The sequence below is a fragment of the Clostridioides sp. ZZV15-6383 genome, from assembly GCF_020657735.1.
In the GTDB taxonomy this organism is placed as follows: domain Bacteria; phylum Bacillota; class Clostridia; order Peptostreptococcales; family Peptostreptococcaceae; genus Clostridioides; species Clostridioides difficile_D.
In genome coordinates, this window is record NZ_JAGWCV010000009.1 from 46,470 (window position 1) to 72,818 (window position 26,349).

Below are 26,349 nucleotides of genomic sequence, written 5' to 3' on the forward strand. Positions count from 1 at the left end.
TATTTTATATATTTTATTTATGTGAAATAATAAATGGTTTTTGTTTTAGAAATTTAACTTGGACACTATTTGAGTTAGTTATTTATAAAAATTAATAACTAATTTGTCGAAATAATTGTAATAAGAAAAAATGAAAAAATAAAGTATGAATATGTTGCAAATACTGCGTTTTGCTAAAAAGTAGTCATTTCTTGTAAAATGGATAATTTATATTTATTTTAATTTTGTAAAATTTTCTGCTACTATAATTATAGGATGTAGCATATTAGTTGTCTTTTCTATTGATTTATACATTTCATATCGGTATAATAGAAAATAAATTGGATTATTTTGGTATATAATTATTTATAAAAAATGCTTATTTTTCTTTAAATTATCTGAAAATTTTTATTTTTATATTATAATTTTATTATTTTCTTTTCAAAATTATCCATTTTACAAGAAATGGAAACTTTTAAGATATACTTGTTTGCTAATAAATTATAATTAAATAGAGGTGTTTTAATGGGAGGAAACTTTTATGAGGAATTTACAAAAAAAATTAATGTTTTTTTTATTTATTTGTATAATTTTACAAATTATATATACAACACCAGTCTATTCTTTACACGAACTTTATAAAAACAACTCTATAAATAACTTTGAATCTATTATATTTAATAATCATTTTATTAGCAAATATGCGTTACAGATAATATTTACTATGACTATAGTATGTATAATACTTATCGTATATATAATATATGACAAATTAAATTTTAGAATTAAATTGCAAAAGACAGCATATACGGATAGTCTTACAGGAGCAAATAATATAGATAAATTTTTGATTGATACTAACAAAATATTATGTAAAAATACTCAAGCAAAATATGCTTTACTGTATATAGATATTGACAAATTTAAATATATAAATGACTTATTTGGATATGAAGTTGGAAATGAAATTTTACGGAATTTAACGAAGATTATTAAGAATAATACATTTGAAGAAGAAATGTTTGCGAGAATATCAGCTGATAATTTTACTGTAATTATGAAATACATAGAAGAAGAAGATATAACAAATAGGTTAGAGATTATATTTAAAGAATTAGATTTATTTAATAATAGCCAAGAGGAAAAATATAAGCTTGTTTTAAGCTGTGGAATCTATTTTATACTTCCAGAAGATAGAGATGTCAACTCGATAATAGATAGAGCTAATATAGCTCATAAAATGGCAAAAGGAGGACATAAAAGTTCCTATGCATTTTATGATAATAAGATTCATGACCAAGAGATAAAAGAAAAAGAGATGGAAAACACAATGTTTTCAAGTTTAGAAAATAAAGAATTCATTGTATACTTGCAACCTAAGATAGAACTTAATACAGGAGAGATACAAGGCTCAGAAGCACTTGTTCGATGGAAAAGTCCTGATAAAGGATTAATACCTCCAAATGAATTTATCCCATTTTTTGAAAAAAACGGTTTTGTCATAAATTTAGATTTATATGTGCTTGAAGAAGTATGTATGCAGCTTAGAAGATGGATTAATACAGGCATAAATCCAGTGACCATTTCAGTTAATGTTTCAAGAATACATTTATATTGTAATAATTTCATAGAAACATATAAAAATATAATTGATAAATATGAAATACCCGCAAAGTATATAGAGCTTGAATTAACAGAGAATATTATATTTGATAATTTTGATATTTTAATTGATATAATGAATAATTTAAAAGAAATAGGATTTTTAATATCTATGGATGATTTTGGTTCAGGATACTCATCATTAAATATGCTAAAAGAAATTCCTATGGATATTTTAAAGCTTGACCAAAAATTTATTATGGAAACTTATAATAGTAATAGAAGTAAAATAATTGTTACTAAAGTAGTAGAAATGGCAAAAGAGTTAGGTATGAAAGTAATATCAGAAGGGGTTGAGACAGAAGAACAATTTGAACTTCTAAAGGAAGTAAAATGTGATATGGCACAGGGATATTTGTTTGGAAAACCAATGCCAATTGAAGAATTTGAAAAATTGATTGTGTCCAGTTCAACAAAAGAATAGTTAATTTATCTTATAAAAAATTTAATAAATTGCATAAAAAATGAACTCTAGTATAGTGTTCATTTTTTTATGAGCTTTTTTATAAATTTGCTCAAAAGTAGTTGACATATAAACTGTATTATTATATTATTGTATTAAGTTATTAATACAATAATATAATAAGGAGGTATGAACATGGAGTGGGAACTTGATAATAATAAACCTATATATATACAATTAGTAGAACATTTAAAACTAAAAATAATTTCAGGAGAAATTAAAGTAGGTTCTAAACTAGAAACAGTGAGAGCACTTGCAGAAGATGCAGAAGTCAATCCAAATACAATGCAAAAAGCTCTAACAGAACTTGAAAGACAAGGCTTAGTTTATAGTCAGAGAACTAAAGGAAGATTTGTAACAGATGACAATGAAAAAATAAAAGCAATGAAAGAGGAAATAGCTAATGTGGAGATAAATACATTAAAGGAAACTCTAGAAAAGCTTGGATATGATAAAGATGAAATGCTAAAACTTATTACAGAAAATCTGAAAGGGGAATTATAAGATGGATAAAAATATAAATAATATTTCTCAAGATGGAATAGTTGAATTTAAAAGTGTAAATAAAGGCTATGGAACTAAGAATGTTTTGAAGAATATCGAGTTGAAGATACCAAAGGGCAAAATAGTTGGATTGTTAGGACCTAATGGAAGTGGCAAAAGTACAATGATTAAGTTAATGAATGGATTATTACAGCCTGATAATGGTGAAATTATGATAAATGGAATGAAACCATCAATAGAAACTAAAAAAATAGTTTCATATTTACCAGAAAGAACTTATTTAAATGATTGGATGAAGGTATCAGATTTACTTAAGTTTTTCTATGATTTTTATAGTGATTTTGATGTTAGAAGAGCAAATGAGATGATTAAGAGTTTAGATATTAATGTAAATGAAAGGTTAAAGACAATGTCTAAAGGAACTAAAGAAAAAGTTCAACTTATCTTAGTAATGTCAAGAAATGCAAGCATATATATATTGGATGAACCTATTGGAGGTGTTGACCCAGCTGCAAGGTCATATATACTTAAGACTATATTAAAAAATTATTCTGAAGATAGTACTTTACTGATTGCTACTCACTTAATCAGTGAAATAGAAAATATATGTGACGAGGTAATATTCATATCAAAAGGAGAGATAGTATTACAAGGAGATGTTGAAGCAATAAGAGAAGAAAAAGGGAAATCTATAGATGCATTATTTAGGGAGGAATTCAAATGTTAGGTAAATTATTAAAATATGAGTTAAAAGCAAGTGGAAGAACATTCATACCATTATATATAGCCATATTGATAGTAGCTGTATTTAATGGAATATTTATAAATACAAATATATTTCAGATACAAGGAATAGGAATACTGATATTAACAAGTCTTTTTATGGCATTAGGAGTTTTAACTGTTGTAGTTACAATTCAAAGGTTTAGAAAAAATCTTTTGGGGGATGAAGGTTATTTAATGTTCACTCTTCCTGTTAGCACTAGTTCACTTATATTGTCTAAATGCATAACAGCACTTATATATGCTGTGCTTAGTTTTATAGTTGTAGTATTCACTTTTGGAGTACTTATGCTTTCTAGTGCTTCTGGAATTCTCTTACCTGAAATTTTAGAGTTGTTTAATACTGGTTTTAAATTGATTTCTGAAAACTTTTTAGATATTTTATTATTAGTAGTAGCAATGTTTATTTCATATTTATCATTTATTTTGTTATTATATACATCACTTTCAATGGGACAATTGCCAAAATTTAATAAGCATAGAAATATAGTTGCATTTGCTTCTTTTATAGCTATAAATATAGTAATATCAACTATTAGAGATGTAGTTGCAAGAGCTTTGCCAAATGAAAATACGACATATCATATTTATCAAAGTCCTCATTTTATGCTTGCAATACTTGGTAGCATTGCAGTTGTGGTAATACTATTTTTCGCTACAAAATTTATATTAGATAAAAAATTAAATTTAGAATAAATATTTTTATAGGGAGCCATCTTTTGAGTAATATTAAAAGATGGCTCTTATTATTTATATAGTTAATTCATATATAAAATATGAATAAATCTTTATTTCTAGTTAAATATGTACATATATTGTATAATGAGATTGTATGTTAAATTTGAAGTAAATAATTGTATACTTGATGTGAGTAATATCAAAAAAATTTAAAGATATATAGATTTGAGGGAGAAAATATGAAAAGTTATACAAAGGCTAAGTGGAGTGTTTGGGGTATAGTTACATTTTCATTTGTTTTAGTCTTATTTTTAAGGATGTCAACAGCTGTTGTTTCAGATAATTTAGCAAATGAATTAGATTTTAATTCTATACAAATTTCAAATATAGCATCCTTTTGCCTATATGCATATGCATTTATGCAAATACCTGCAGGAATTTTAATTGATAAATATGGACCAAGAAAGATTAGTAGTCTTGGAATAATAATGGCAAGTTTAGGAACAATTTTATTTGGATTGATTCAAAATATAGAATTAGCATATATTTCTCGTATAATTGTAGGGGCAGGAACATCAGTAATATTACTTTGTATTTTAAAAATTCAAGGGAGATGGTTTAATAAATCAGAATTTGCTTCTGCAACAGCTAAATTTTCATTTGTAGGGAATTTAGGAGGAGTTCTTGCAACTTTTCCACTTGTGTTTCTGTCTGAACTTGTTGGTTGGAGAAATTCATTTTTATTAATAGGTATAATTGGTGTTGTAATTGGATGTTTTATGTATATTATTGTTAGAGATACACCAAGAGAGTATGGATTTAATGTAGATATAGATTCTTATAAAGAGTCAGAAAAGATTAATGTTATTGATGGAATCAAGTCTGTTATAAAGAATAAATCAACGTGGTATAACTCAATGATAATGTTCTCTTTTGTAAGTCTGACAAGTGCATTTACAAGTCTATGGGGAGTAAGATATATAATGGATGTTTATGGAGTGAGTAAGAGTTTTTCTGCATTTATAGTATCATTTTTTACATATGGATTTATATTTGGTTCAATAATTATGGATTTTGTATTTGCTAAAATAAGGCCTAGTAAGTTTAATATAATAAAATATGGAGCAATAATAGATTTGTTTATATGGCTTGTAATTGTAGTTGTATACCAAGTAAAACCACCAATTGTGGTTTTACCAATATCATTTTTTATTATGGGATGTATAGTTATGTCACATCTACAGGTTTTTAACGATGCGAAGTATAAAAATAAAGAAATTTATTCTGGACTGGCAACTAGTGTTATTAATACTTTTGAATTTATAGGAAGTGGCATTATTAATTTGATTATAGCCATCTCTTTACAAGTAAATTCATACAATATAGTTGATGGATATAAAAGAGGCTTTGTAGTATTTATAGTACTAAGTATTATAACTATAGTGTCATCCCGTATAGGAGTAAAAAATGACGATTTCAAGACTCTATAGTATTTTATTAATTAGTTTAATTTAGCATTATATTTTGCATATAACAAAGAGCGTATATTTATTTTAGATGTATAATTGGAATATAAATCTTGTTTACTATGTTTAAATGGTATTGTATTATATTAAATAGAAAATAAGAACTTTAAACTATAATATTGGTTCTAAAATATAATGTAAGGAGCTTTTTATGGACACGACAAAAATAGATGATATAAGCAAGTTAGATTTAAATAATCTAGATATTAATAAGATGGATATGGGAGGTATAATGGAAAGCCTATTAGAATGGGCCACTACAAGTGGAGTAAAGCTTATAATAGGTGTACTTATACTTTCTATTGGATTTAAAATAATAAAAAAATTTGTAAACCATGTTATGTTATTGCTTGGGAAAAAAGATATTGATTTGACTTTAAGAAAGTTTTTGAAATCTCTTCTTTTGAGTGTACTTAAAGTTGCTGTCATAATAATTGTTCTAGAATATTGGGGAATGAGTTTATCTAGTTTTGCTGCAGTGATAGCATCAGCAGGGGTAGCAGTAGGTTTAGCATTACAAGGTAGTTTATCAAATTTTGCTGGAGGATTTATTATACTTTTGATTAGACCTTTTAAAGTAGGAGATTACATAGAAGCAGCAGGCCATGGAGGAACAGTTGAACAAATAGGACTTTTTTATACACAATTGGTTACTCCAGATAATAAGCAGATACTTATACCTAATGGTTCTGTATCAAATGATAGTCTAATAAACTATTCATCAAAGAATACTAGACGAGTTGATTTAACCTTTAGTGTAGGATATGAAGATGATATATTGCATGTTAGAAGAGTTCTTAAAGAGATTGTTAATAATCATAAATTAATAATAAATGAACCAGAACCATTTATAGGGATAGTAGAACATGGAGATAATGCTATTAAATTTGCAGTTAGAGTTTGGTGTAAGACAGAAGATTATTGGACAATTTATCTTGATTTACTAGAAGAAGTTAAAGTTAGATTTGATGAAGAAGAAATTACAATTCCTTATCCTAAAATGGATTTAACATTAAAAGAATTAAAGCGAATTTAATTATTTAATTATGGTGTTTAAATTGAAGAATATCATATAGATATATTTATAGAATTTATAAAAAATTAATAAGTATTGTTATTTTATAAGTAAAAATATAAAAAAATGGGAGTGTCTCAAAATGAACTTTTTAGTTCATGAGGCACTCTTTTTGCATGAAATCAAATATATTTTTATTATTTCAACAATGAAAAAGAGGCTTATCTCTATTTTGAGAAAGTAGCATTTTTTACGTAACTTTGATTTTAATAAATATAAATTTTAAAGTTTTAAAATTACTAAAATAGGAGGAATTTTTAATATAAAAGGGTAAATAAAGGGTTTAGAGGGCATAATATAGAATAAATTAATTATTTAAGGAGGATTTTTATGTGTAAAAAAACGTATTTATTAGTGGTAGGTATACTTATAGCAGGTTTATTAACTGCATGTAGTGGGAGTCCAAATACAGATTCAGGACAATCACAAGATAATACAAAGAAAGAGACAAATGCTTCAAATAGTGCTTTAAAAGATGAAAAAAATAATGAAAATTTAATGGAACAAGATTTTAAAGTACCGTACACAGATGCAATAAACATATTTAAAGATAAATATAAGGATGCTGACATAGTAGATTTAAGTCTTGAAAGAGATTTAAATAAATTTGTTTATACTGTTGAAGGTGTAGACGATAATAATGAATATAAGATGAAAATAGACGCTAATACAAAAGATGTACTGCAAGATAAAACAGAAAAATTGGATTCAGAAGATTTAAATGGAGTTGCTAGAAAAGAAAAATTAGATTTAAATGACATAATAACACCTCAACAAGCTATGGAAATTGCATTAAAAGAACAAAATGGAATAGTGAAAGAATGGAGTTTAGATAAAGATTTAGATGTTACTTTTTATAAAGTAAGAATAGATAAAGATAAAAATGAATATGACATAAAGGTAGATTCTAAAAATGGAACTATATTAGAGGTAGAAAAAGAAGATTAGAAGTTTTAGATTACTTTTAAAATAATTTCTTTTTTGAATAAAATTTGTTTAAAATATAACAAGCAGGGTATAAAAAGATTAAATAACTATTTTAGGAGGAGTACGGTATGTCATTGAAATCACTAAAAATAAAAGAAAATTTATATTGGGTAGGTTCGCTTGACCCTGATTTAAGAGTATTTGACATAATTATGTATACACCTTATGGAACTACTTATAATTCATATGTATTAAAAGGGACAGAAAAAACAGTTTTATTTGAGACAGTTAAAGATAAGCATTTTGACAATTATATTGAAAGATTAAATGATTTAAATATAGATTTTGAAAAAATAGACTATATTGTTATAAGTCATACTGAACCAGACCATGCAGGAAGTGTTGAAAAGCTTTTGGATTTAGCTAAAAATGCAAAAGTAGTAGCTTCAGAAACTGCAATTAAATATCTTAAGGAAATCGTAAACAAAGACTTTGAATATGTTGCAGTTACAGATGGAGATACATTATCACTTGGAGATAAAACTTTAGAATTTTTCTCTGTACCTATGCTTCATTGGCCAGATACTATATACACATATATAAAAGAGGATAAAACCCTTGTAACATGTGATTCATTTGGTAGTCATTATAGTAATGATAAGATAGTAAATACACTTGATGAAAATGAAGAAAAGGATTACTTAGATGCTTTGAGATACTATTATGATTGTATAATGGGACCATTCAAACCATCTATGGTAACTGCTATAGAAAAGATAAAAGATTTAGATATAGATACTGTATGTCCAGGTCATGGTCCAGTATTAACTGAAAATCCTAAAAAAATTATAGACCTTTATTATAATTGGAGTGTAAATGAACAAATAAAGTTAGAAAAAGAAGTTACAATTTGTTATGTTTCTGCACATGGATATACAAAGATTATGGCAGAAGCTATAAAATCATATATTGAAAAAAATAGCAATTATAAAGTAAATTTATTTGATGTAATCGAGCATAAGCAAGAAGAGATTCTAGCAAAAATAGCAGTATCACAAGGTGTATTATTTGGAACACCAACAATATTAGGAGATGCATTAAAGCCTATTTGGGATATATTAGTGTCCTTAAATCCAGTTCTTCATGGTGGAAAAGTTGCTTCAGTATTTGGCTCATATGGATGGAGTGGAGAAGGTATCGAAAATGCTATGGAGAGAATAAATCAGCTTAGAATGACAGCGGTAAAACCTTTTGCTGTTAACTTTAAACCATCAAGTGAAGAGATTGATAAATTACATTCTTATACAGGTAAATTTTTAGATAAGTTAAATTCTACTTTTGGAAGTAAAAAGAAGACTAAGAAATTTAAGTGTGTAATTTGTAATGAAGTATTTGAAGGGGATAGTGCTCCTAGTGTATGCCCTGTGTGTGGAGCTAAGGAAGACCAATTTATAGAAATTGAAGAAGATGAAGTTACTTTTAGAAAAGATACTGATGAATACTTTGTGATAGTAGGAAATGGAGCAGCTGGTTTTTATGCAGCAGATGCCATAAGAAAAAGAAATAAAACTTGTAAGATAACTATGATTTCTAATGAAGAAGAGTTAACTTACTATAGACCTGCACTTTCTGATGGTATAAATGAAGAACTTGGTTCAGATTTCTATATGGAAGATAAAGCTTGGTATGACGAAAACAATATAGTAGTGATATTAGGAACAAATGTAGATAAATTAGATGAAGTAAATAAAACTATTATAGTGAATGATGGAGCTATTAAATTTGATAAGCTTGTAATAGCTACAGGAAGTAGAAACTTTATACCACCAATTAAAGGTCATGATTTAGAAAATGTGTTTACTCTTAGAAATATAAAAGATTTATATAGTGTGAAGGAAGCACTAGAAAAATCTAAGAAAGTTGTAGTAATTGGTGGAGGTTTATTAGGACTTGAAGCTGCATGGGAATTTAGATTGAAAGGTTTAGAAGTAGTAGTAGTTGAAGCAATGGATAGTATATTATCAAAACAGCTTGATAAAGAAGGCAGTAAAATATTAGAACAATGTGTAAGAGATACAGGAATAGATGTAAGACTAGGTGTAGCAGTTGATGGTATTGAAGGTGATGGAAAAGCTCAAAAAGTTATATTTAAAGACGGAGATAGTATCGATTGTGATATGGTAGTATTTTCAATTGGTGTAAGAGCAAACACTCAAATGGTTCAAGATACATCTGTAAAAGTTGACAGAGGTATTGTTGTAGATAAGACATTACAGACAACTATTAAAGATATATATGCTTGTGGAGATGTTGCACAAGTGGAAAATACTAGTTTAGCAATATGGCCATCTTCAGTAGAAATGGGAAAAATAGCAGGAGCAAATGCAAGTGGAGATAATTTGACATTTGAAAGTGATGTATATCCAGTTTCATTAGATGCAATGAATGTAAAAGTATTTAGTATTGGTAATATACAAAATTTTGATAAAGAAATTTCATCAAAAGATGAAGGAAAAAGAATATATAAAAAATTATTCATGAAAGAAGGCTCATTAGTAGGAGCTATACTTATAAATGATTTAAGTTGTACTGTTAAATTGATAAGATTAATATCTGAAAAAGGTGATTTTGAGGATATTATGAAGGCAGATATACTATAATTTAAATATACCAGAACAAAAAGTCTTAAAATATGACAATTCATATTTTAAGACTTTTTTGTTATAATATATAATAAAATAATTATACATTAACTGTAAATTTATATAGATTGTTTATTTTTTAATATTAGATTCATTTTTTTAGATTGGTATATAATAAAAACATGCAGTATATAATAATAGTTAAAGTTAAAAAAGGGGAAAAGCAGTATGCAGTATATACAAGAATTACTTGATTTGACTCAAAATTATTGGGCATTAGCCACAATAATTGGTTTGTTAAGTGCATTTATAGAAAGTTTTATACCAGCCCTACCGCTTGTGGCTATAGTTACAGCAAATGCTGCAATACAAGGATTATTGCTTGGATGTTTGTTATCTTGGATTGGCTCAGGTCTTGGGACAACTTCATTATTTTTATTAATAAGTAGGTTTAATGATAGCAAGCTTTTTAATAAGCTGAGAAATCGTAAAACTGAGAGAGCGATAAGTTGGATGGATAAACAGGGATTTAAGTTATTATTTATAGCGTATGCCTGTCCATTTATGCCTGGTTGTTTAGTTACTATCGCATCAGCTTTTGGCAAAAAAGATGTAAAAGATTTTGTACCAGCAATGTTAGCAGGGAAATTTGTAATGTTTATAGTGATAAGCTATGTAGCAAGTGATATAGAGGGCTTTATAACAAGTCCTTTAAAGATAGCATCATTTATATTATTGGTGTTTTTGTCATGGAAGATTGGAAATAGAGTAAATAAAAATCTTGAAAATCATAATTATGATTTTCATCATAAAAAACATCACAATGACAGAGATAATAAAAAGATTTAACTTGTTCAAAATAAAAAGTATCTTAGAATGATTTAGTACTTAATCATTCTAAGATACTTTTTATTTTTTTGTGTATTAAGATATAAAATTTTTTATGACTCCTGTAAGGTAAAATATACAAAACTTATTTGTACTTAGTTTGAAATATTGTTATTTGTTATTTATACGACTATAATAAAATATAAAATTGATATCCAATCAAAAAAATAACTATGAAGTTTAATAGCTTAGATATGAATTTTTCTGTTTTTGAGTTAGTTTTTATAGGGAGTAAAGAAATGTTTATGGTAATGGGATAAAACAGTTCAATACCTTCTTTAGTAATAAGGTCAAGACACAGGTGAGATAGATATCCTATTACAAATCCACTGGACAAACATGAAAAAACTATATTGTTACTAGTGAAGATTGTCAAAGATTTAAAAAAACTATAAATAAGTAATAAGGCAATTAGACTATGAGTAAATCCTCTATGTCTAAACTTGCTTCCAAATAATTTGTAGATTAATATAAATTTTTTACTTATGTAAGAACCTCTCATATCTATATCTGGAAACAAAGAACCTAAATATGCAAAGTAAATATAAACTATAATCAATACTATTTTATATGCAATATCATATTTAACTAGATATATATTGTTTATTAAGGGGAGTATCAAAAGTGCAAATATATAGCCTCCCCTTTCATGTGTTTCTTTTATCATATAAAAATCCTCCTGAATCGTCACTATAAACATTATACTGGTAAATTTAGACTATCTTTTATTATATTATATAGCAAACATAAGTTTTTTTCAAAAGGATTTTAATATTTAATTAATCTTGAGATTTTAAATTTTTATAATTTTCTAAAGCGCCATTCCAATTTACTACATTGAACCAGTTGTCAATGTATTCATTTCTTCTATTTTGATACTTTAAATAGTAAGCATGCTCCCAAACATCAAGACCTATTATAGGAGTTAGGTTTTTACTTATAGGGCTATCTTGATTTGGAGTAGTCATAATAGATAATTTACCATCTTTAGTAGCTACAAGCCAAGCCCAACCAGAACCAAAAACATCTAAAGCAGCTTTTTGGAATTCTTTTTTAAAGTTTTCAAAAGAACTAAAATCTCTGTCAATAGCTTCTTTTAAAGATTCAGAAGGTATAGTTTTTTCAGGAGTCATTATATCAAAAAAGAATTTGTGATTATAAGCACCACCTGCATTATTTCTTACTGTTGTAGCAATATCTTTAGGCAAAGAGTCTAAATTTTGCAACAATTCACATAAAGAGTAATTATAAAGCTCAGGATATTTTTCAAGAGCAGCATTTAATTTATCAACATAAGCTTGATAGTGTTTATCATGATGCAATTTCATAGTTTCTTTATCTATATAAGGTTCAAGTGCATCATATGCATAAGGTAACGGTTTAACCTTAAATTTGTTATTTTCAGGTGTAAAAGCAAATGAAGTTATACACTGTGAAATTATAAATAAAGACATAATAACTGGTATTATCATTTTTTTCTTCATAAAAATCACCTCCTAATATAGTATTTCTAGAAATAAAAAAAATATGAAAGATTAACATATAATTTATAAAAACTTAATAGTAATTTCGTTTTAAATTGAATAAGTTTTGAAGTCAAAGACAAAACTATGAAATATAGAATAAGACCAAAAGTCAGGAAGGAATTTTGATGATATGGATGGCAATATTTCAATTTATTATAAAGGAGATATATCTAAAAAAGAAAATATTAAATTTAAAATAAAAGAATCCGTAAATAATATAAATAATACAAGAATTTCTAGTAGGATAGAGTCTAAAGATGAGGAAAAAACTTTTAATTTTGAGAGATTTAATGTAATCAATGTTATTTATGGAAATAAACCATTTGAAAAAGATGGAAAAGTTATTGTTTTTAATGGAAATATATATAATTGTCATGAAATAAAAGAAGAATTAATTAAAAAAGGACACAATTTTACTACAGATGATGATATTGAAATCTTATTAGCATCTTATATAGAATTTGGTAAAAATTGTGTACATAAGATTAAGGGAATGTTTAACTTTATAATCTATGATAGAGAAAATGAAAGTATATTTGGAGCAAGAGACTTATTTGGGATAAAACCACTTTATTATATAAATAAGGAAAAAGCAATAATTTTTTCTTCAGAGTATAAGTTTATACTTGAATATATGAAAAATTTAAATATAAATGATAGAAGTTTACAAAGTTATTTTTCATTTCAGTATGTACTTCCTGAAGATACTATGATACAAGGAATAAGGCTGATACCAGCAGGTCACTATTTTAGGGTAGAAAATGGCATACTATCTTTAAAGAAATATAACAAACTTGAATTTAGAAGTAGTACTAAATTTTTTTATAATAAAAATCACTTAGGCAATAGAGATGTGAGTGAGGAAGATGTAAGAAATGTGGTAGTAGATTCAATAAGAAATCATATGGAAGATAACAAAGCAATTGGAACATTTCTGTCTGGTGGAATAGATTCATCTATTATAACCACTGTAGCTTCACAAATTAATCCAAATATAAAATCTTTTTCTGCAGGTTTTAATGTTAAGGGATATAGTGAGTTGGAAGTAGCAAAGAAAACAGCTGATAAGTTAGGTATAGAAAATATACAGATTAATATAACTCAAGATGAATATATAAAAGCATTACCAAATGTAATTTATTCCTTGGATGACCCCGTAGCAGACCCTTCAGAAGTAGGTCTTTATTTATTAATTAAAGAAGCCAGCAAACATGTTAAAGTAGCTCTGTCTGGAGAAGGTGCAGATGAATTATTTGGAGGATATAATATATATAAGGAATATAATAGTATGAAATCAGTTGTAAACTCACCCACTTATATTAAAGGTATGTTAGGAAGAGTTTCAGAATTTATGCCAAACATCAAAGGAAAAAATTATCTTTATAGAGCTACAACGCCATTAGAAAAAAGATATATAGGAAATGCAAAGATTTTTGAAAATAGCGAAGTAAAAAGATTCTTTTTTAAGTATAAAGAGAAGTATATATATGAATATTTGTTGTCTAATTTGTATAGAGAAGCACAAAAAAATAACTATGATTATATAAGTAAAATGCAACACATAGATATAAACACGTGGCTTCAGGGTGATATACTTCAAAAAGTGAGTAAACTTTCTACATCTGAGCAACTTGAAGTTAGGGTTCCATTTTTGTATAAAGATGTATTTGATGTCGCAAAAAATTTGAGAACGGAGCAAAAAACAACTAAGAATAATACAAAAATTTTACTTAGAGGGTCATTTAGGGATATAGTTCCAGAACACGTCATTCAAAGAAAAAAATTAGGGTTTCCAACACCAATAAGAGTTTGGTTAAAAGATTCTTTAGGAGATATTGTAAAGGAAACTATTTCTAATTCAAATGTAGATGAATTTATAGACAAAAAATATATAATAAAACTTTTAGATATGCATCTTAAGGGTCATAGAGATAATTCAAGAAAAATATGGACTATATTTACATTTTGTCTATGGCACCAATTATTTATTGAGCATAAAAATATCGAGTATTAATCTTGCTCTTAATATTAGATAGAGGGCGAAAACATACAGTGTTTTCGTCCTCTTGATTATTATAGAGTAGGGCAGGGAAGACTTTGCTTATTCAGTTTACTATTTCAATAAAATTATTGGCAAACATTTTGACAAGATTACTTTCTACTGCTAAATTTAAGTTTTGTCCATCATCATACCCAGCAGAAATCAATCCTAGTAAGTTTCCAAACATATCTAAAAGAGCTCCTCCAGAACTACCACTAGAGATTGGAGCTGTAAATTGTATCATTTGAACTGTTTCAAAATCACGAAAAGCTGAGATAATTCCATCTGAAACTGTATTAAAAAGACCTAAAGGGCTTCCAATTGCAACTATTTTTTGACCTCTTACAGGTTTTTTACTGACTTTAACAGGGATTGGCTTGCATTTTCTATCAACTTTTATCACAGCTAAATCATAATCTGAATGGTATTTTATGATTTGATAAGATGTATAAACTTTATCATCATTTTCAAATCTAACTAAAAATGAATAACCATCATTAACTACATGAAGATTTGTAAGTATATAACCTTCATTATTTATTACTACTCCAGAACCACTCTTAAATGGCTTATCTTCACTATTGCACACAACAATCATAACAACAGAAGCTGATAACTTTGCAAGTTCTTCATAGGAAAGTTCTGCTTCTTTACCCTGTATAGGCTTTTTAGATATCAGATTTATGTTAATAAGTGTGTTTTCGGAGTTAGGCCTATCTGTAGAGGTGTAAGTTTTATTGGTGTTTTTATCATAATTTATATTTGTAATAGGTCTTTCAAAAGGTATCTCTAACATATTTGAATTCTTCCTAGAAAGTTCAAATAGAGTAGAAAATTTTGAACATTCAGGATATAAATCAAGAATATCCTTATGTGGATTTATATATAAAATATCACACCCAAGCTGTGATAAAAAATATAAGAAAAAAAGTTCTTGTCTCTTGATATTTCCAAAATACACTATTTTTGGTGAAATATTAGTTTTTACTTTATTATAAAATAATTTAGGTAGAAAGTATTCTATCCAGCACAAAAGTTTAACTGCAAAGTTTTTGACAATAGAAGGTGTTGAATTTGTCACACTTGTGGAAAATAAATCTAGTGTATTTTTAAATGCAATCTTTTTAGTCCAATCTAAAGTATCATTTTCTATCTTACATGGAAAGTCAATATTATATAAATCCCAACTATTAAATTTAGTTCTATCATAAATCTTAAAAATTTTAAGCATATTATCTGTTTGTGTTTTGTCAAAATTTATGTTTAAGTTGCTAAGTCTAATATAGGGAATTGTAGGATTATTAAAAAAATAAGTATCTATATTTTTAATTTTTTCTATGTACTCATCAATTGAATCGTCAACACCTATATATCGTGTAAAATAGACTTCTTTAATATATGAAGAACTTTTATTTGTATAGCTAGTATTAGACATGAATTCAATTAGAGGTTCATTTGACTTTTTTATTAAAATTTTTAATGGTTTAATAGTACAAAGCATATTTTTTCTCCTATAAAATAAGATGATATAATCTATTATAAAACAACTTAAAACAATATAGTACAATAATTTTGTAGTTTCAAAATAAAATGTGTACTTGTTCATATAAATGATATATAATTACATATTAAACATAGCTTTTACACATTTAATAAAGTATGTAAAATCTATGTAAAAAGTAAGAAATATAAACATATTTTTAATTATATTTTAAAGATATCAAGCAAGTTTTCTTCACAAATGAATAAAAAATGTTATAATATGATTAAAGAAAAAGATAAATAATTAGCAAGATTTGTTTAGCTAAAATTAACAAGGGAGCGATAAATTATGGGTATAACATTATCAAAAGGCCAAAAGGTTGATTTAACTAAAGGAAATCCAGGCCTTAAAAATATTTTAGTAGGTTTAGGATGGGACACTAACAAGTATGATGGTGGATTTGACTTTGATTTAGATACAGCAGCATTTTTAACAGGAGCAAGTGGAAGTGTCACTAATGATGGAGATTTTGTATTTTACAACAATTTAAAACATACTTCTGGAGCAGTTGAACATCTAGGTGATAACAGAACTGGTGAAGGTGATGGAGATGACGAACAAATAGTTGTTGATTTATCTAAGATTCCTGGAGAAATAAGCAAGATTTCTTTTACTGTTACAATTCATGATGCAGCAGAAAGAAGACAAAATTTTGGACAAGTAAGTAATTCCTATATAAGAATAGTAGATAAAGATACAAATGAAGAGTTAATAAAGTATGAATTAGGAGAAGATTTTAGTATAGAAACAGCTATAGTAGTAGCTGAAATATATAAGCACAATGGAGAATGGAAGTTTAATGCACTAGGTTCTGGTTTTGAAGGTGGTCTTGCTGCACTATGTGGAAATTTTGGAATAAACTTATAATTTCAAATATAATAATAAACTAGAGGGGGATATTTTCCATGGCTATAGTATTAAAAAAAGGACAAAAAATTGATTTAACTAAGGGAAATCCAGGTCTTAAAAATATAAAACTTGGACTAGGCTGGGATACAAATTCATTTGATAGTGGCTATGACTATGATTTAGATGTAAGTGTTTTCATGGTTGGAGAATCTCAAAGAGTTGAAAACGATGAAGATTTTATATTCTATAATAACTTAAAACATCCATCTGGAGCAGTTGAACATTTAGGTGATAATAGAACTGGTGAAGGTGATGGAGATGATGAGGAAATATTAGTGAATCTAGAGTCAATGCCAAAGCATATACAAAAGATAGCTGTAACAGTTACAATATATGAAGCTGCTGAAAGAAGACAAAATTTTGGACAAGTAAGCAACTCTTATGTAAGGGTTTTAAATTCTGAAAATGATGAAGAAATATTAAGATATGACTTAGGTGAAGAATTTAGTATAGAAACTGCAATTACAGTGTGTGAGATATATAAGTATAATGGTGAATGGAAGTTTAGTGCAGTTGGAGCAGGATTTGAAGGTGGTTTAGAGGCACTTTGTAGAAATTATGGCTTAAATGTTTAATTTAAGTAATATAATATATTAAATATAAATAACCTATACAAATAATGTATAGGTTATATTATATAAAATTTTGTGGAGGTTTAGTATGTCGATTAATTTATCAAAAGGTGATAAAATAGATTTAAAAAAATCTAACCCGGGACTGAGCAACATACTTGTAGGTCTAGGATGGGACCCTGTGCAACAGTCAGGTGGAGGATTTTTTAAATCGTTATTTGGTGGAGGACAAGCTGATATAGATTGTGATGCATCTGTATTTATGCTTAATCAAGAAGGTAAATTAAGTGGAATCAAAGATTTAATTTATTTTGGAAATCTAAAAAGTGCCTGTAAGTCAGTTTTGCATACAGGAGACAATCTAACTGGTGAAGGTGCAGGTGATGATGAACAAATCCTAGTTAATTTGGATAAAGTTCCATCAAATATTCATAAATTATTATTTGTAGTAAATATATACAATTGTGTGGATAGAAAACAACACTTTGGCATGATAGAAAACGCCTATATAAGAGTTGAGGACCAAAGTAATAAGAAAGAGATAGCAAAATATAATCTATCTAATAACTATTCTGAAAAAACTACTCTTATAGTAGGAGCTATATACAGAAAAGATGGAAGTTGGCAATTTAAAGCAATTGGCGAAGGAACAAAAGATGCGGGTCTTAAAGAAGTAATGCAAAATTTAGACAGGATTGAGTGTGCATATGGAATTTAACAATGATATCAAATATTATAATGTAAATAAAGAAGAAGTGACAACAGACTTATCTGTTAATCCTGAAAAAGGTTTATCAGAATCAGAAGTCAAGACTAGAAGAGAAAAGTATGGCTTAAATGAATTTACCCCAAAAGAAGAAGGAAGTTTTTGGGATGATTTAAAGGAAAGTTTAAGTGAGCCAATGATAGTTATCTTGATTATTGCGGCAGTAGTAAGTGCGGTAATTGGGGAAACTCATGATGCAATAGGGATTGTAGGTGCTATAGCAATAGGTATAGCAATAGGTATGATTACAGAAGGTCGCTCTAAGAAAGCGGCAGATGCCCTTTCTAAATTGACTGAAAACATAGAAGTTAAAGTATTGAGAGATGGGGAAGTACATCAAATTTCTAAGAGTGAATTGGTACCAGGTGATATAGTATATATTGAAACTGGTGACATGGTACCTGCTGATGGTAGACTTATAGAAACTATAAATCTTAAAGTCAGAGAAGATATGTTAACAGGAGAATCTGATGATGTATCTAAAAAGTGTGATGTAGTAGTTTCTATGGAAGAAATAGAATCTAAAGGAGCAGTAGTAGTACAAGAGCCAATACCTGCGAAACAAATAAATATGGTGTTTGGTGGTACACTTGTAGCTTATGGTAGAGGAACTCTAGTTGTAACTTCAATTGGAGATAGTAGTGAAATGGGTAAAATTGCTCAAAACTTATCAGAAACAGATGAGCAAACTCCACTTCAGATAAAACTTGGAAACTTAGGTGGTTTGATAGCCAAAGTTTCTAGTGCAGTAGCAGGATTGTTATTTATATTTATGGTTTTCCAAATGGTAAGTAAAAATGTATTAAATGTAGACATGTCTGGAATATTACCATTTTTAGAATCAATAGACCCTGTTAAAACAGCATTTACAGTATGTGTTGCATTGATAGTTGCAGCGGTACCAGAAGGTCTTCCAACTATGATAAATATGACACTTGCAATAACAATGCAAAAAATGGCTAAAATAAATGCATTGGTTACTAAAAAAGAAGCTTGTGAAACTATAGGTTCTGTTTCTGTGATATGTTCAGATAAAACTGGTACATTAACTGAAAATAGAATGACTGTAGAAGTTGCATATATTGATGGAAGATATATTGAAAATTCAGAAGAGGAAATAAATAGTTATTTTGAAGAAAACTGTATGATAAACTCTACAGCTGATGTAGAGCATAATGATGGTGATATTAAGTATTTAGGAAGTGCTACTGAATGTGCATTGCTTTTATACTACAAAAACGTAGACTATAGACAAGCTAGAAAGAATTCTAATATAGTAGCTCAAAATCCTTTTACTTCTGATTCAAAGAGAATGACTTCTGTTATAGGTCAAGATAATAATCATGTACTATTATCAAAAGGAGCACCAGAAGTCCTACTTGAGCTATGTTCACATATCCAAAGAGGAAAAGACGTAGTTCCATTAACTGAAAACATAAAACATGAGATTTTGGAAGAAATAAAGAAATTGCAAATAAAATCAATGAGAACTTTAGGGTTTGCATATAAAGAAATCTCAGAAGCTGAAGAAGAAGCAGCAGTAACTGCTGAAAGTGATGCTATGAATGTAAGTGCAATGGAAAGTAATTTAGTATTCAGTGGATTTGTTGGTATAAGAGACCCGCTTAGAAAAGATGTTATAGAGTCTGTAAATACAGCAAACAAAGCGGGTGTTTCTGTAAAAATGCTTACAGGAGATAATATAAATACAGCAAGAGCTATAGGTGAAGAATTAGGTTTATTAAAAAATAATATGAGAGTAGTTGAAGCTTCATATATAGATACTTTAGATGATGAAGAGCTAAAGCAAGAGATGCAAACTATATCAATTGTTGCAAGAAGTAAGCCAGATAGTAAGATGAGAATAGTTTCAGCTCTACAAAAGAGTGGAGATGTTGTTGCAGTAACAGGTGATGGTATAAATGATGCTCCGGCGCTTTCAAAAGCAGATGTTGGTATAGCAATGGGTATATCTGGTACAGAGGTATCTAAAAACGCAGCAGATATAATTTTAACTGATGATAGTTTTAGTACTATTGTAAAAGGTATTAAATGGGGGAGAGGAATTTATGATAACTTCCAAAGATTCGTTCAGTTCCAATTAACTGTAAATGTAATTGCCTTTTTAGTGGCTATAATATCTCAGGTTATGGGACAAGAGATGCCATTTACTACAATACAATTATTATGGGTAAACATAATTATGGATGGTCCACCAGCACTAGCATTAGGTCTAGAGCCAGTTAGAGACCATGTATTAAATAGAAAACCTGTTGATAGAAAAGCCAATATAATTTCTAAATCAATGGTGTATACAATAGTATTAAATGCATTCTATATAACAGCAATACTAATGTTACAATCTACATTTAACTTCTTAGGAGTTGATGAAGCTCATAAGGGAACTGTAATGTTTGCATTATTTGCTTTTAGTGCATTATTTAATGCATTTAACTGTAGAGAATTTAATGCAGATAGTATTTTCCCTAACTTTACACACAATAAATTAGCACTACAAATAATATTATTAACAGGAATTGCACAAGTAATATTTACTCAGCTATTCCAAGATTTCTTTAACTCTGTAGCTATGGATGTTATGACATGGGTAAAAGTTCTATGTGTAGCAGCAAGTGTAATTGTAGTTAATGAAGTTGTAAAATGTATAATAAGACTGGTAAAACCAAAAAAGACTGCTTAAAATAAATTTTTTAGAAGATAGAAGATAACAGACTGGCTCAAAATATGTATTTTGAGTCAGTTCTGAATAAACATTTAAATTGGGAGGATAATTATGGGTGACTCAAAGGTATTTGAAAAAATATTCTCCAGCCAATCAGATAGAGGAAATTACACTCCTTCAAAAGGATATCTAAGTTATTTTATTTCATATATTGGTTTAGAAGATGAAATTTTGTACAATCTCGAGATATTTAAGACAAAACAAAATATTGATAGTAAAAAAGATATTGCTTTATTTACTGATGCTATAGCAAATCCTAGTGATTTTGATATTATAAATTATTTTAAAAATGGACTTAAAAAATATAGAAGTAGCATGGAAGATGTAGATATAAATATTTTAGGATTTGAAGAACTTGATTATAAAATAAAGCAAGCAATAGATAGAGTGTTAAAAGATGAAGAAAAAGAATTTACTAATGATAGAGTGAAACAAAATTTTATAGTGAAAATAATGGCATGGATAAAGACATATATCGGTGCTTTAGATATAAATAAAAATGAGGCTCCAAAAATAATATTTTATGGAGATATAAAAAAGCATGAGGTTTATTTACTCTTGATATTGTACTTGGCAGGCTTTGATGTTTTATATCTTAATCCAAATTCAAAGAGTAATATAGAAATTTTAAACTTAAAAAAATACAATATAGAGTTTGAGGAAGCTAACATAATAGAAGCAAAAGTTTCTTTTGAAGAAAGGGTCATTTTAGGAGAAAAAATAGATAAAGGTTCTGTAAAAAAAGCTTTTACTGTTGGAGTAGAAGCATCAAAACGTATAAGTGAAGAATTGCTAAATGATGCAGGATTTATAAAACCTTGGCAACTTCAAGACAGAAAAATAAAAAATTTGCTTCTAAGTTCAACTGTTGATGAAATATCAATATACTGGAATCAGCCACTTAAATTAAGACCAGGATTTAAGTTTAATGATACTATCGTAGAAGCTCCCAATTTTCTTTCTAAGATTAATGGAATATATAATGATAAAAATGAATATATTAAGTTTTTAGACTTATTAAGAGATTCGGAAAGTTCAACATTTATTGAATTTAATGGAGATATAGATAGATTTTCAAAAGAGTTTACAAGAGAAGCTTTTAGTTTATCTTTTTTATTGGATTCAAAAGGTGTCATAGATAAAAGTTCTGTTTTAAATAATAAAGATTATTCCATATCGACACTAGCATTAAATCAACAAATTATGATTTTAGAAAAAGTGGAGGAATTATTAGAAGGAAGCATGTTCTTGAATGGTCTAAGTGGAGAGGACAAGATAAAAGGTCTATTTACAGTACTTCATATGGATAAGAAGTTTGTTCACATGATGAATAATTTTGATTATTCTCTTATAAATCCAAAATTGATTGTATATATGCACAAGAGTATTGTATTTGATAAAGAAATAGTTTTTCTTATGCTTTTACTTAGTAAAATTGGATTTGATATTATTATTCTATGTCCAGGAGGAGAAAATAATATAGAGAATGTTATAAATAACCAATTGATTGATATACACAGATTGGATAAAATGGTATATGACCTTAAATTAAGCTCAATTGAAAATGATATACCTTTACTTAAAAAAATTTTTGGAAAGAGGAGACGATTTTAGATGGGGATAAATATAAATAGTTTTTCAAAAGATAAGAATTCCGTAGAGGTTACTGATAATTTGCCTACAGCAGTTCAAGAAGAAAATTTCGATATAATGGAATATACAAATAATAAAAAAAATGAACTAAGAAAGTCTAAAGAAGTTGAGGCATTGACCTCTCTTATAGAAGTAGAAAATCCAGATACAATTTTACAGTTTGGTAGAAAAGCATCTGAAGGAGTAGCAAGAGTTTCTGATAGCCTTTTAAACACAATAAAATTGAATAGAAATGAAGAAAATTCTAAAATGTTGGTTCATTTAACTAAAATAATGGACAAGTTTGATTTAGACGATTTTCAAGAAACTAAGGAACCAAATTTCGTTCAAAAACTTTTCAAAAAAGCTAATAATGCAATTGAAATGATGTTTCAAAAGTATGAAACATTGGGGGGAGAAGTTGAGAAAATTCAAATTGAGCTTGAGCAATACGAAAGAGATATAGCACTTTCTAACAAGCAAATAGGAGCTATGTTAAATGAAAACTTTGAGTTTTATAATGAACTCCAAAAATATATTGTTGCTGGAGAGATGGCAATAGAAGAAATGAATAATGAAATACTACCTTTCTTTAAACAAAAATCAGAGACTAGTGGAGATCAAATGGATGTTGTTAACTATCAAGAGCTATTAAAAGTTTATGATATGTTAAATCAAAGAGTATATGATTTAAGAATAGCAGAAAATATAGCTATCCAGACAATACCTATGCTTAGAGGTATGCAACATAATAATTATGGTTTAATTAGAAAAATAAATAGTGCATTTGTTGTAACTTTACCAGTATTTAAACAATGTTTATCTCAAGCTATATTACTTAAAAAGCAAGAATTGCAAGCAAAATCTCTAAAGGCACTTGATGACAAAACTAATGAATTATTGCTTAGAAATGCACAAAATGTAAGTACTCAAAGTGCACAAATAGCTAGAATGGCTGGAACAAGTTCTGTTCAAATAGAGACATTGGAAAAAATGTATAATACTATTAAGTCTGGTATAGATGAAACTATGAGAATAGAAGAAAACAATAGAGCTTTAATTAAGGATAATACAAAGAGATTGGAAGAATTAAATACGACTATAATTTATAATAAGTAGTATTATATTAAGGGCTAATTTGTATAAAGTTGGCCCTTTCTATGTATATGAGGAGGCTATACATTGAAATATTTCGATTATATCTGCAAAGACGATTTGGAGAAAATTTTTTTGAAAGAGCCAGAAGACTTTAATGCTAAGACTGAAAAAGATGTGTTGAAATATGCACTTGGTGCTTTTTTATACGTTCCAGCTACTCAATATAATATGATTTATAAAAGTGTTATAGGGGATGTTAAGGGAGTTAGACCATTAGCTATCTGTTTAGAAGATGCTGTTGGTGCAAGTGGAGAGTTAGAGGCTATAGAAAATCTTAAATTAATTTTGAAAAATATTAATAATGAGAGTATAACAAATAAAGATGGAATACCATTAATTTTTGTAAGAATAAAAGATGTGGGGCAATTGTTGAGGATTAAAGAGATTATAATTAAAAATAGTCATACTGTAACAGGAATATTAATTCCTAAAGCAAATTCGGAGTTGATTGAAAACTGCATAGAAGTTTTGGATTCTATGAATCTTAAAGATATGTATGTTATTCCAATAATAGAGACAAGCGAATTTATATATAATGAAAAAAAAGAACTGAGTTTTACTAATTTATACAATGCTATTTTAAGACATAAGTCAAGAATACTCAGCATTAGAGTAGGTCTAACTGATATATTAGGGATGTATGGTATAAGAAGGGATAAGAACTTCTCTATATATAATAATTTGATTTGTTCTTCGTTTATACTAGACATAATTACATATCTTCAAAGACCAGAATTAGATATACCTATCAGTGGGGGAGTATCAGAGTTTTTTGATATGACAAATGAAGATATAAGAAGTAAGTATATAGAAGAAATATTACTAGATAAATATCATGGATTAATTGGAAAAACTGTAATTCATCCAATGCAAATTCAAATTGTACAAGCATTATCTACAGTATCATATGAAGATTTCACTGATGCCTTGGATATATTGGATAGTACAAATAGCAAATATGGTGTGAGTAAGGGTGTGTTAGGAGAGAGAATGAATGAAACAAATCCACATTTTTTATGGGCTAAAAAAACATTGATTCTATCTAAAATATATGGTGTATTAAATAAAGGAGTAGACTATGAAGAATTGCTTAAATTTTAATTGTGAAATTGACATTACTGATAATCCATTAAATTTAGAACTAAATGATTTTTTAGACATAGGAATAAGAAATAATAGTAAAAGACGTTTTCTGTTTATATCAAAAAAACTTGGTAAGCATTTAGCATGTAAGCCAAGTGAGATGGATAACTTAGGAAAGTTAATAGCTACAATTTATAATGAAAAAAATAAATTAACGTCAAATGGAACTGTTATAGCTTTTGCTGAGACTGGAACAGCTGTTGGGCATAGCTTTTTTGATTACTTATGTGGAGATTATGAGTTCATTCATACTACTAGAGAAAAGTTTGATGAGTTAGAAAATCTGGAATTTTTAGAGGAACATTCCCATGCAACAGACCAAAATTTATACTTTGAGATGCTTAACAACTTTAAATTTGGGGACGAGATAATATTGGTTGATGATGAGATTACCACAGCTAATACATGTATGAATATAATTAGGAAGATTCAAAGTATTTATCCTAAAAAGAAATATACTATATGCTCCATACTTAATTGGGTAAGTGATGAGAATTTAAGGAAAGTTACTTACTTAGAAAGAGAACTGGGTTGTAAGATAGAATTTGTATATTTATTTAAAGGAAATTTTAAATTTAATGTAGATGAAGATGTTATCTCAAATTACAATGATAATTATACTATTAATAAATCAGAAGCTATTTTAAGTGATAAAGTAAATTTAGTAGTAAATCATATTTATGTTGACTTAGAAGATTATATTGGAAATAAGAAATATGTAAAATATACAGGTAGATTTGGAATTAATAGAAGAGAACAATCTAGATTAAAAGAAATCGTTAAGAGAGAAAGTAAAAAAATAACTATGGTCAGTAAAGAATCTTTAAAAAATGAAAAAGAAAAGATTCTATTTTTGGGTACTGAAGAATTCATGTATATACCTATGTTGTTTGCAAAGGAAAAAGAAAATCAATGTGATGTATACTATCATTCAACAACAAGAAGTCCAATTATTAATATTGATAAAGATAATTATCCTATTAGGAGTAAGTTTATGTTAAAGAGCTTTTATAATATAGATGTTCAAAATTATATTTACAATATAGATAAACATAAATTTTCTAAGTGTTATTTATTTGTAGAGTTGAATAAAAGTGAAAATTCTTATCTAGAATTTATTGATATAATTAAAGAGACAAGTATAAAAGAATTGACTATAGTATGTTTTAGCTAAAGTATTTTGGATAAT

At 27.5% G+C, this 26,349-nt stretch carries 21 protein-coding genes; 18 read left to right on the forward strand and 3 right to left on the reverse strand.

Annotated elements, in window-relative coordinates; all coding sequences use genetic code 11:
* Nucleotides 1-520: 520 nt before the first annotated feature.
* The 9 genes from KGF42_RS05475 to KGF42_RS05515 all read left to right on the forward strand — a co-directional run bounded on the left by KGF42_RS05475 (nt 521) and on the right by KGF42_RS05515 (nt 11,088).
* Entirely contained in the window at nt 521-2,065 is a 1,545-nt protein-coding gene (locus tag KGF42_RS05475) for a bifunctional diguanylate cyclase/phosphodiesterase (protein ID WP_227821731.1), read from the forward strand.
* A 174-nt stretch (nt 2,066-2,239) separates the two neighbouring features.
* Nucleotides 2,240-2,608 (forward strand): GntR family transcriptional regulator, encoded by a 369-nt coding sequence (locus KGF42_RS05480; RefSeq protein WP_107595370.1) that lies wholly within the window; start codon nt 2,240-2,242, stop codon nt 2,606-2,608.
* A 1-nt stretch (nt 2,609) separates the two neighbouring features.
* Nucleotides 2,610-3,335: an ABC transporter ATP-binding protein gene (locus KGF42_RS05485; protein WP_227821732.1), complete on the forward strand. Its 726-nt coding sequence runs from the start codon at nt 2,610-2,612 to the stop codon at nt 3,333-3,335.
* The gene (locus KGF42_RS05490; protein ID WP_227821733.1) at nt 3,329-4,087 is read left to right on the forward strand and encodes an ABC transporter permease; all 759 of its coding nucleotides are present in this window, start codon (nt 3,329-3,331) and stop codon (nt 4,085-4,087) included. The genes KGF42_RS05485 and KGF42_RS05490 overlap by 7 nt, the downstream gene beginning before the upstream one ends.
* Nucleotides 4,088-4,308: 221 nt before the next feature.
* Entirely contained in the window at nt 4,309-5,559 is a 1,251-nt protein-coding gene (locus KGF42_RS05495; protein ID WP_227825941.1) for an MFS transporter, read from the forward strand.
* A 187-nt stretch (nt 5,560-5,746) separates the two neighbouring features.
* Nucleotides 5,747-6,631, forward strand: a complete 885-nt coding sequence (locus KGF42_RS05500; protein WP_227821735.1) for a mechanosensitive ion channel domain-containing protein — start codon at nt 5,747-5,749, stop codon at nt 6,629-6,631.
* A gap of 369 nt (nt 6,632-7,000) precedes the next feature.
* The gene (locus KGF42_RS05505; protein WP_227821736.1) at nt 7,001-7,618 is read left to right on the forward strand and encodes a PepSY domain-containing protein; all 618 of its coding nucleotides are present in this window, start codon (nt 7,001-7,003) and stop codon (nt 7,616-7,618) included.
* A gap of 107 nt (nt 7,619-7,725) precedes the next feature.
* Complete coding sequence (locus KGF42_RS05510) at nt 7,726-10,257, forward strand: FAD-dependent oxidoreductase (RefSeq protein WP_227825942.1); 2,532 nt, start codon at nt 7,726-7,728, stop codon at nt 10,255-10,257.
* Nucleotides 10,258-10,467: 210 nt separating this feature from the next.
* The gene (locus KGF42_RS05515) at nt 10,468-11,088 is read left to right on the forward strand and encodes a VTT domain-containing protein (RefSeq protein WP_227821738.1); all 621 of its coding nucleotides are present in this window, start codon (nt 10,468-10,470) and stop codon (nt 11,086-11,088) included.
* 169 nt (nt 11,089-11,257) lie between these two features.
* Here the strand turns inward: KGF42_RS05515 and KGF42_RS05520 are convergent, their stop codons facing one another.
* Both KGF42_RS05520 and KGF42_RS05525 read right to left on the reverse strand, forming a co-directional pair.
* Nucleotides 11,258-11,794: a metal-dependent hydrolase gene (locus KGF42_RS05520; RefSeq protein WP_227825943.1), complete on the reverse strand. Its 537-nt coding sequence runs from the start codon at nt 11,792-11,794 to the stop codon at nt 11,258-11,260.
* Between the two features lie 112 nt (nt 11,795-11,906).
* Nucleotides 11,907-12,611: a superoxide dismutase gene (locus tag KGF42_RS05525; protein ID WP_285891572.1), complete on the reverse strand. Its 705-nt coding sequence runs from the start codon at nt 12,609-12,611 to the stop codon at nt 11,907-11,909.
* 172 nt (nt 12,612-12,783) lie between these two features.
* Between KGF42_RS05525 and asnB the strand changes: the two genes are divergently transcribed.
* The gene (asnB, locus tag KGF42_RS05530; protein WP_227825944.1) at nt 12,784-14,667 is read left to right on the forward strand and encodes an asparagine synthase (glutamine-hydrolyzing); all 1,884 of its coding nucleotides are present in this window, start codon (nt 12,784-12,786) and stop codon (nt 14,665-14,667) included.
* A 91-nt stretch (nt 14,668-14,758) separates the two neighbouring features.
* On the opposite strand, the gene KGF42_RS05535 is transcribed toward asnB, so the two are convergent.
* The gene (locus tag KGF42_RS05535; protein ID WP_227821741.1) at nt 14,759-16,195 is read right to left on the reverse strand and encodes a trypsin-like peptidase domain-containing protein; all 1,437 of its coding nucleotides are present in this window, start codon (nt 16,193-16,195) and stop codon (nt 14,759-14,761) included.
* A gap of 330 nt (nt 16,196-16,525) precedes the next feature.
* On the opposite strand from KGF42_RS05535, the gene KGF42_RS05540 reads away from it, so the two are divergent.
* The 8 genes from KGF42_RS05540 (at nt 16,526) to KGF42_RS05575 (ending at nt 26,334) form a co-directional block, all read left to right on the forward strand.
* Entirely contained in the window at nt 16,526-17,104 is a 579-nt protein-coding gene (locus KGF42_RS05540; protein WP_054273633.1) for a TerD family protein, read from the forward strand.
* Nucleotides 17,105-17,142: 38 nt separating this feature from the next.
* The gene (locus KGF42_RS05545; protein WP_054273634.1) at nt 17,143-17,721 is read left to right on the forward strand and encodes a TerD family protein; all 579 of its coding nucleotides are present in this window, start codon (nt 17,143-17,145) and stop codon (nt 17,719-17,721) included.
* Between the two features lie 85 nt (nt 17,722-17,806).
* A complete protein-coding gene (locus KGF42_RS05550; RefSeq protein WP_227825945.1) occupies nt 17,807-18,436 on the forward strand; it encodes a TerD family protein in 630 nt (209 codons plus the stop codon).
* On the forward strand, nt 18,426-21,185 hold the full coding sequence (locus KGF42_RS05555) for a calcium-translocating P-type ATPase, PMCA-type (RefSeq protein WP_227825946.1): 2,760 nt from the start codon (nt 18,426-18,428) through the stop codon (nt 21,183-21,185). Before KGF42_RS05550 ends, KGF42_RS05555 begins: the two co-directional genes overlap by 11 nt.
* A 93-nt stretch (nt 21,186-21,278) precedes the next feature.
* Nucleotides 21,279-22,841 carry a YceG family protein gene (locus KGF42_RS05560; RefSeq protein WP_227825947.1) on the forward strand — a complete coding sequence of 521 codons (1,563 nt, stop codon included), beginning with the start codon at nt 21,279-21,281 and terminating at the stop codon, nt 22,839-22,841.
* A complete protein-coding gene (locus tag KGF42_RS05565) occupies nt 22,842-23,978 on the forward strand; it encodes a toxic anion resistance protein (protein WP_227821744.1) in 1,137 nt (378 codons plus the stop codon). It abuts the gene before it with no gap.
* A 63-nt stretch (nt 23,979-24,041) separates the two neighbouring features.
* A complete protein-coding gene (locus KGF42_RS05570) occupies nt 24,042-25,118 on the forward strand; it encodes an HpcH/HpaI aldolase/citrate lyase family protein (RefSeq protein ID WP_227825948.1) in 1,077 nt (358 codons plus the stop codon).
* Complete coding sequence (locus KGF42_RS05575) at nt 25,096-26,334, forward strand: phosphoribosyltransferase family protein (protein WP_227825949.1); 1,239 nt, start codon at nt 25,096-25,098, stop codon at nt 26,332-26,334. Before KGF42_RS05570 ends, KGF42_RS05575 begins: the two co-directional genes overlap by 23 nt.
* The last annotated feature ends 15 nt before the right edge of the window (nt 26,335-26,349 follow it).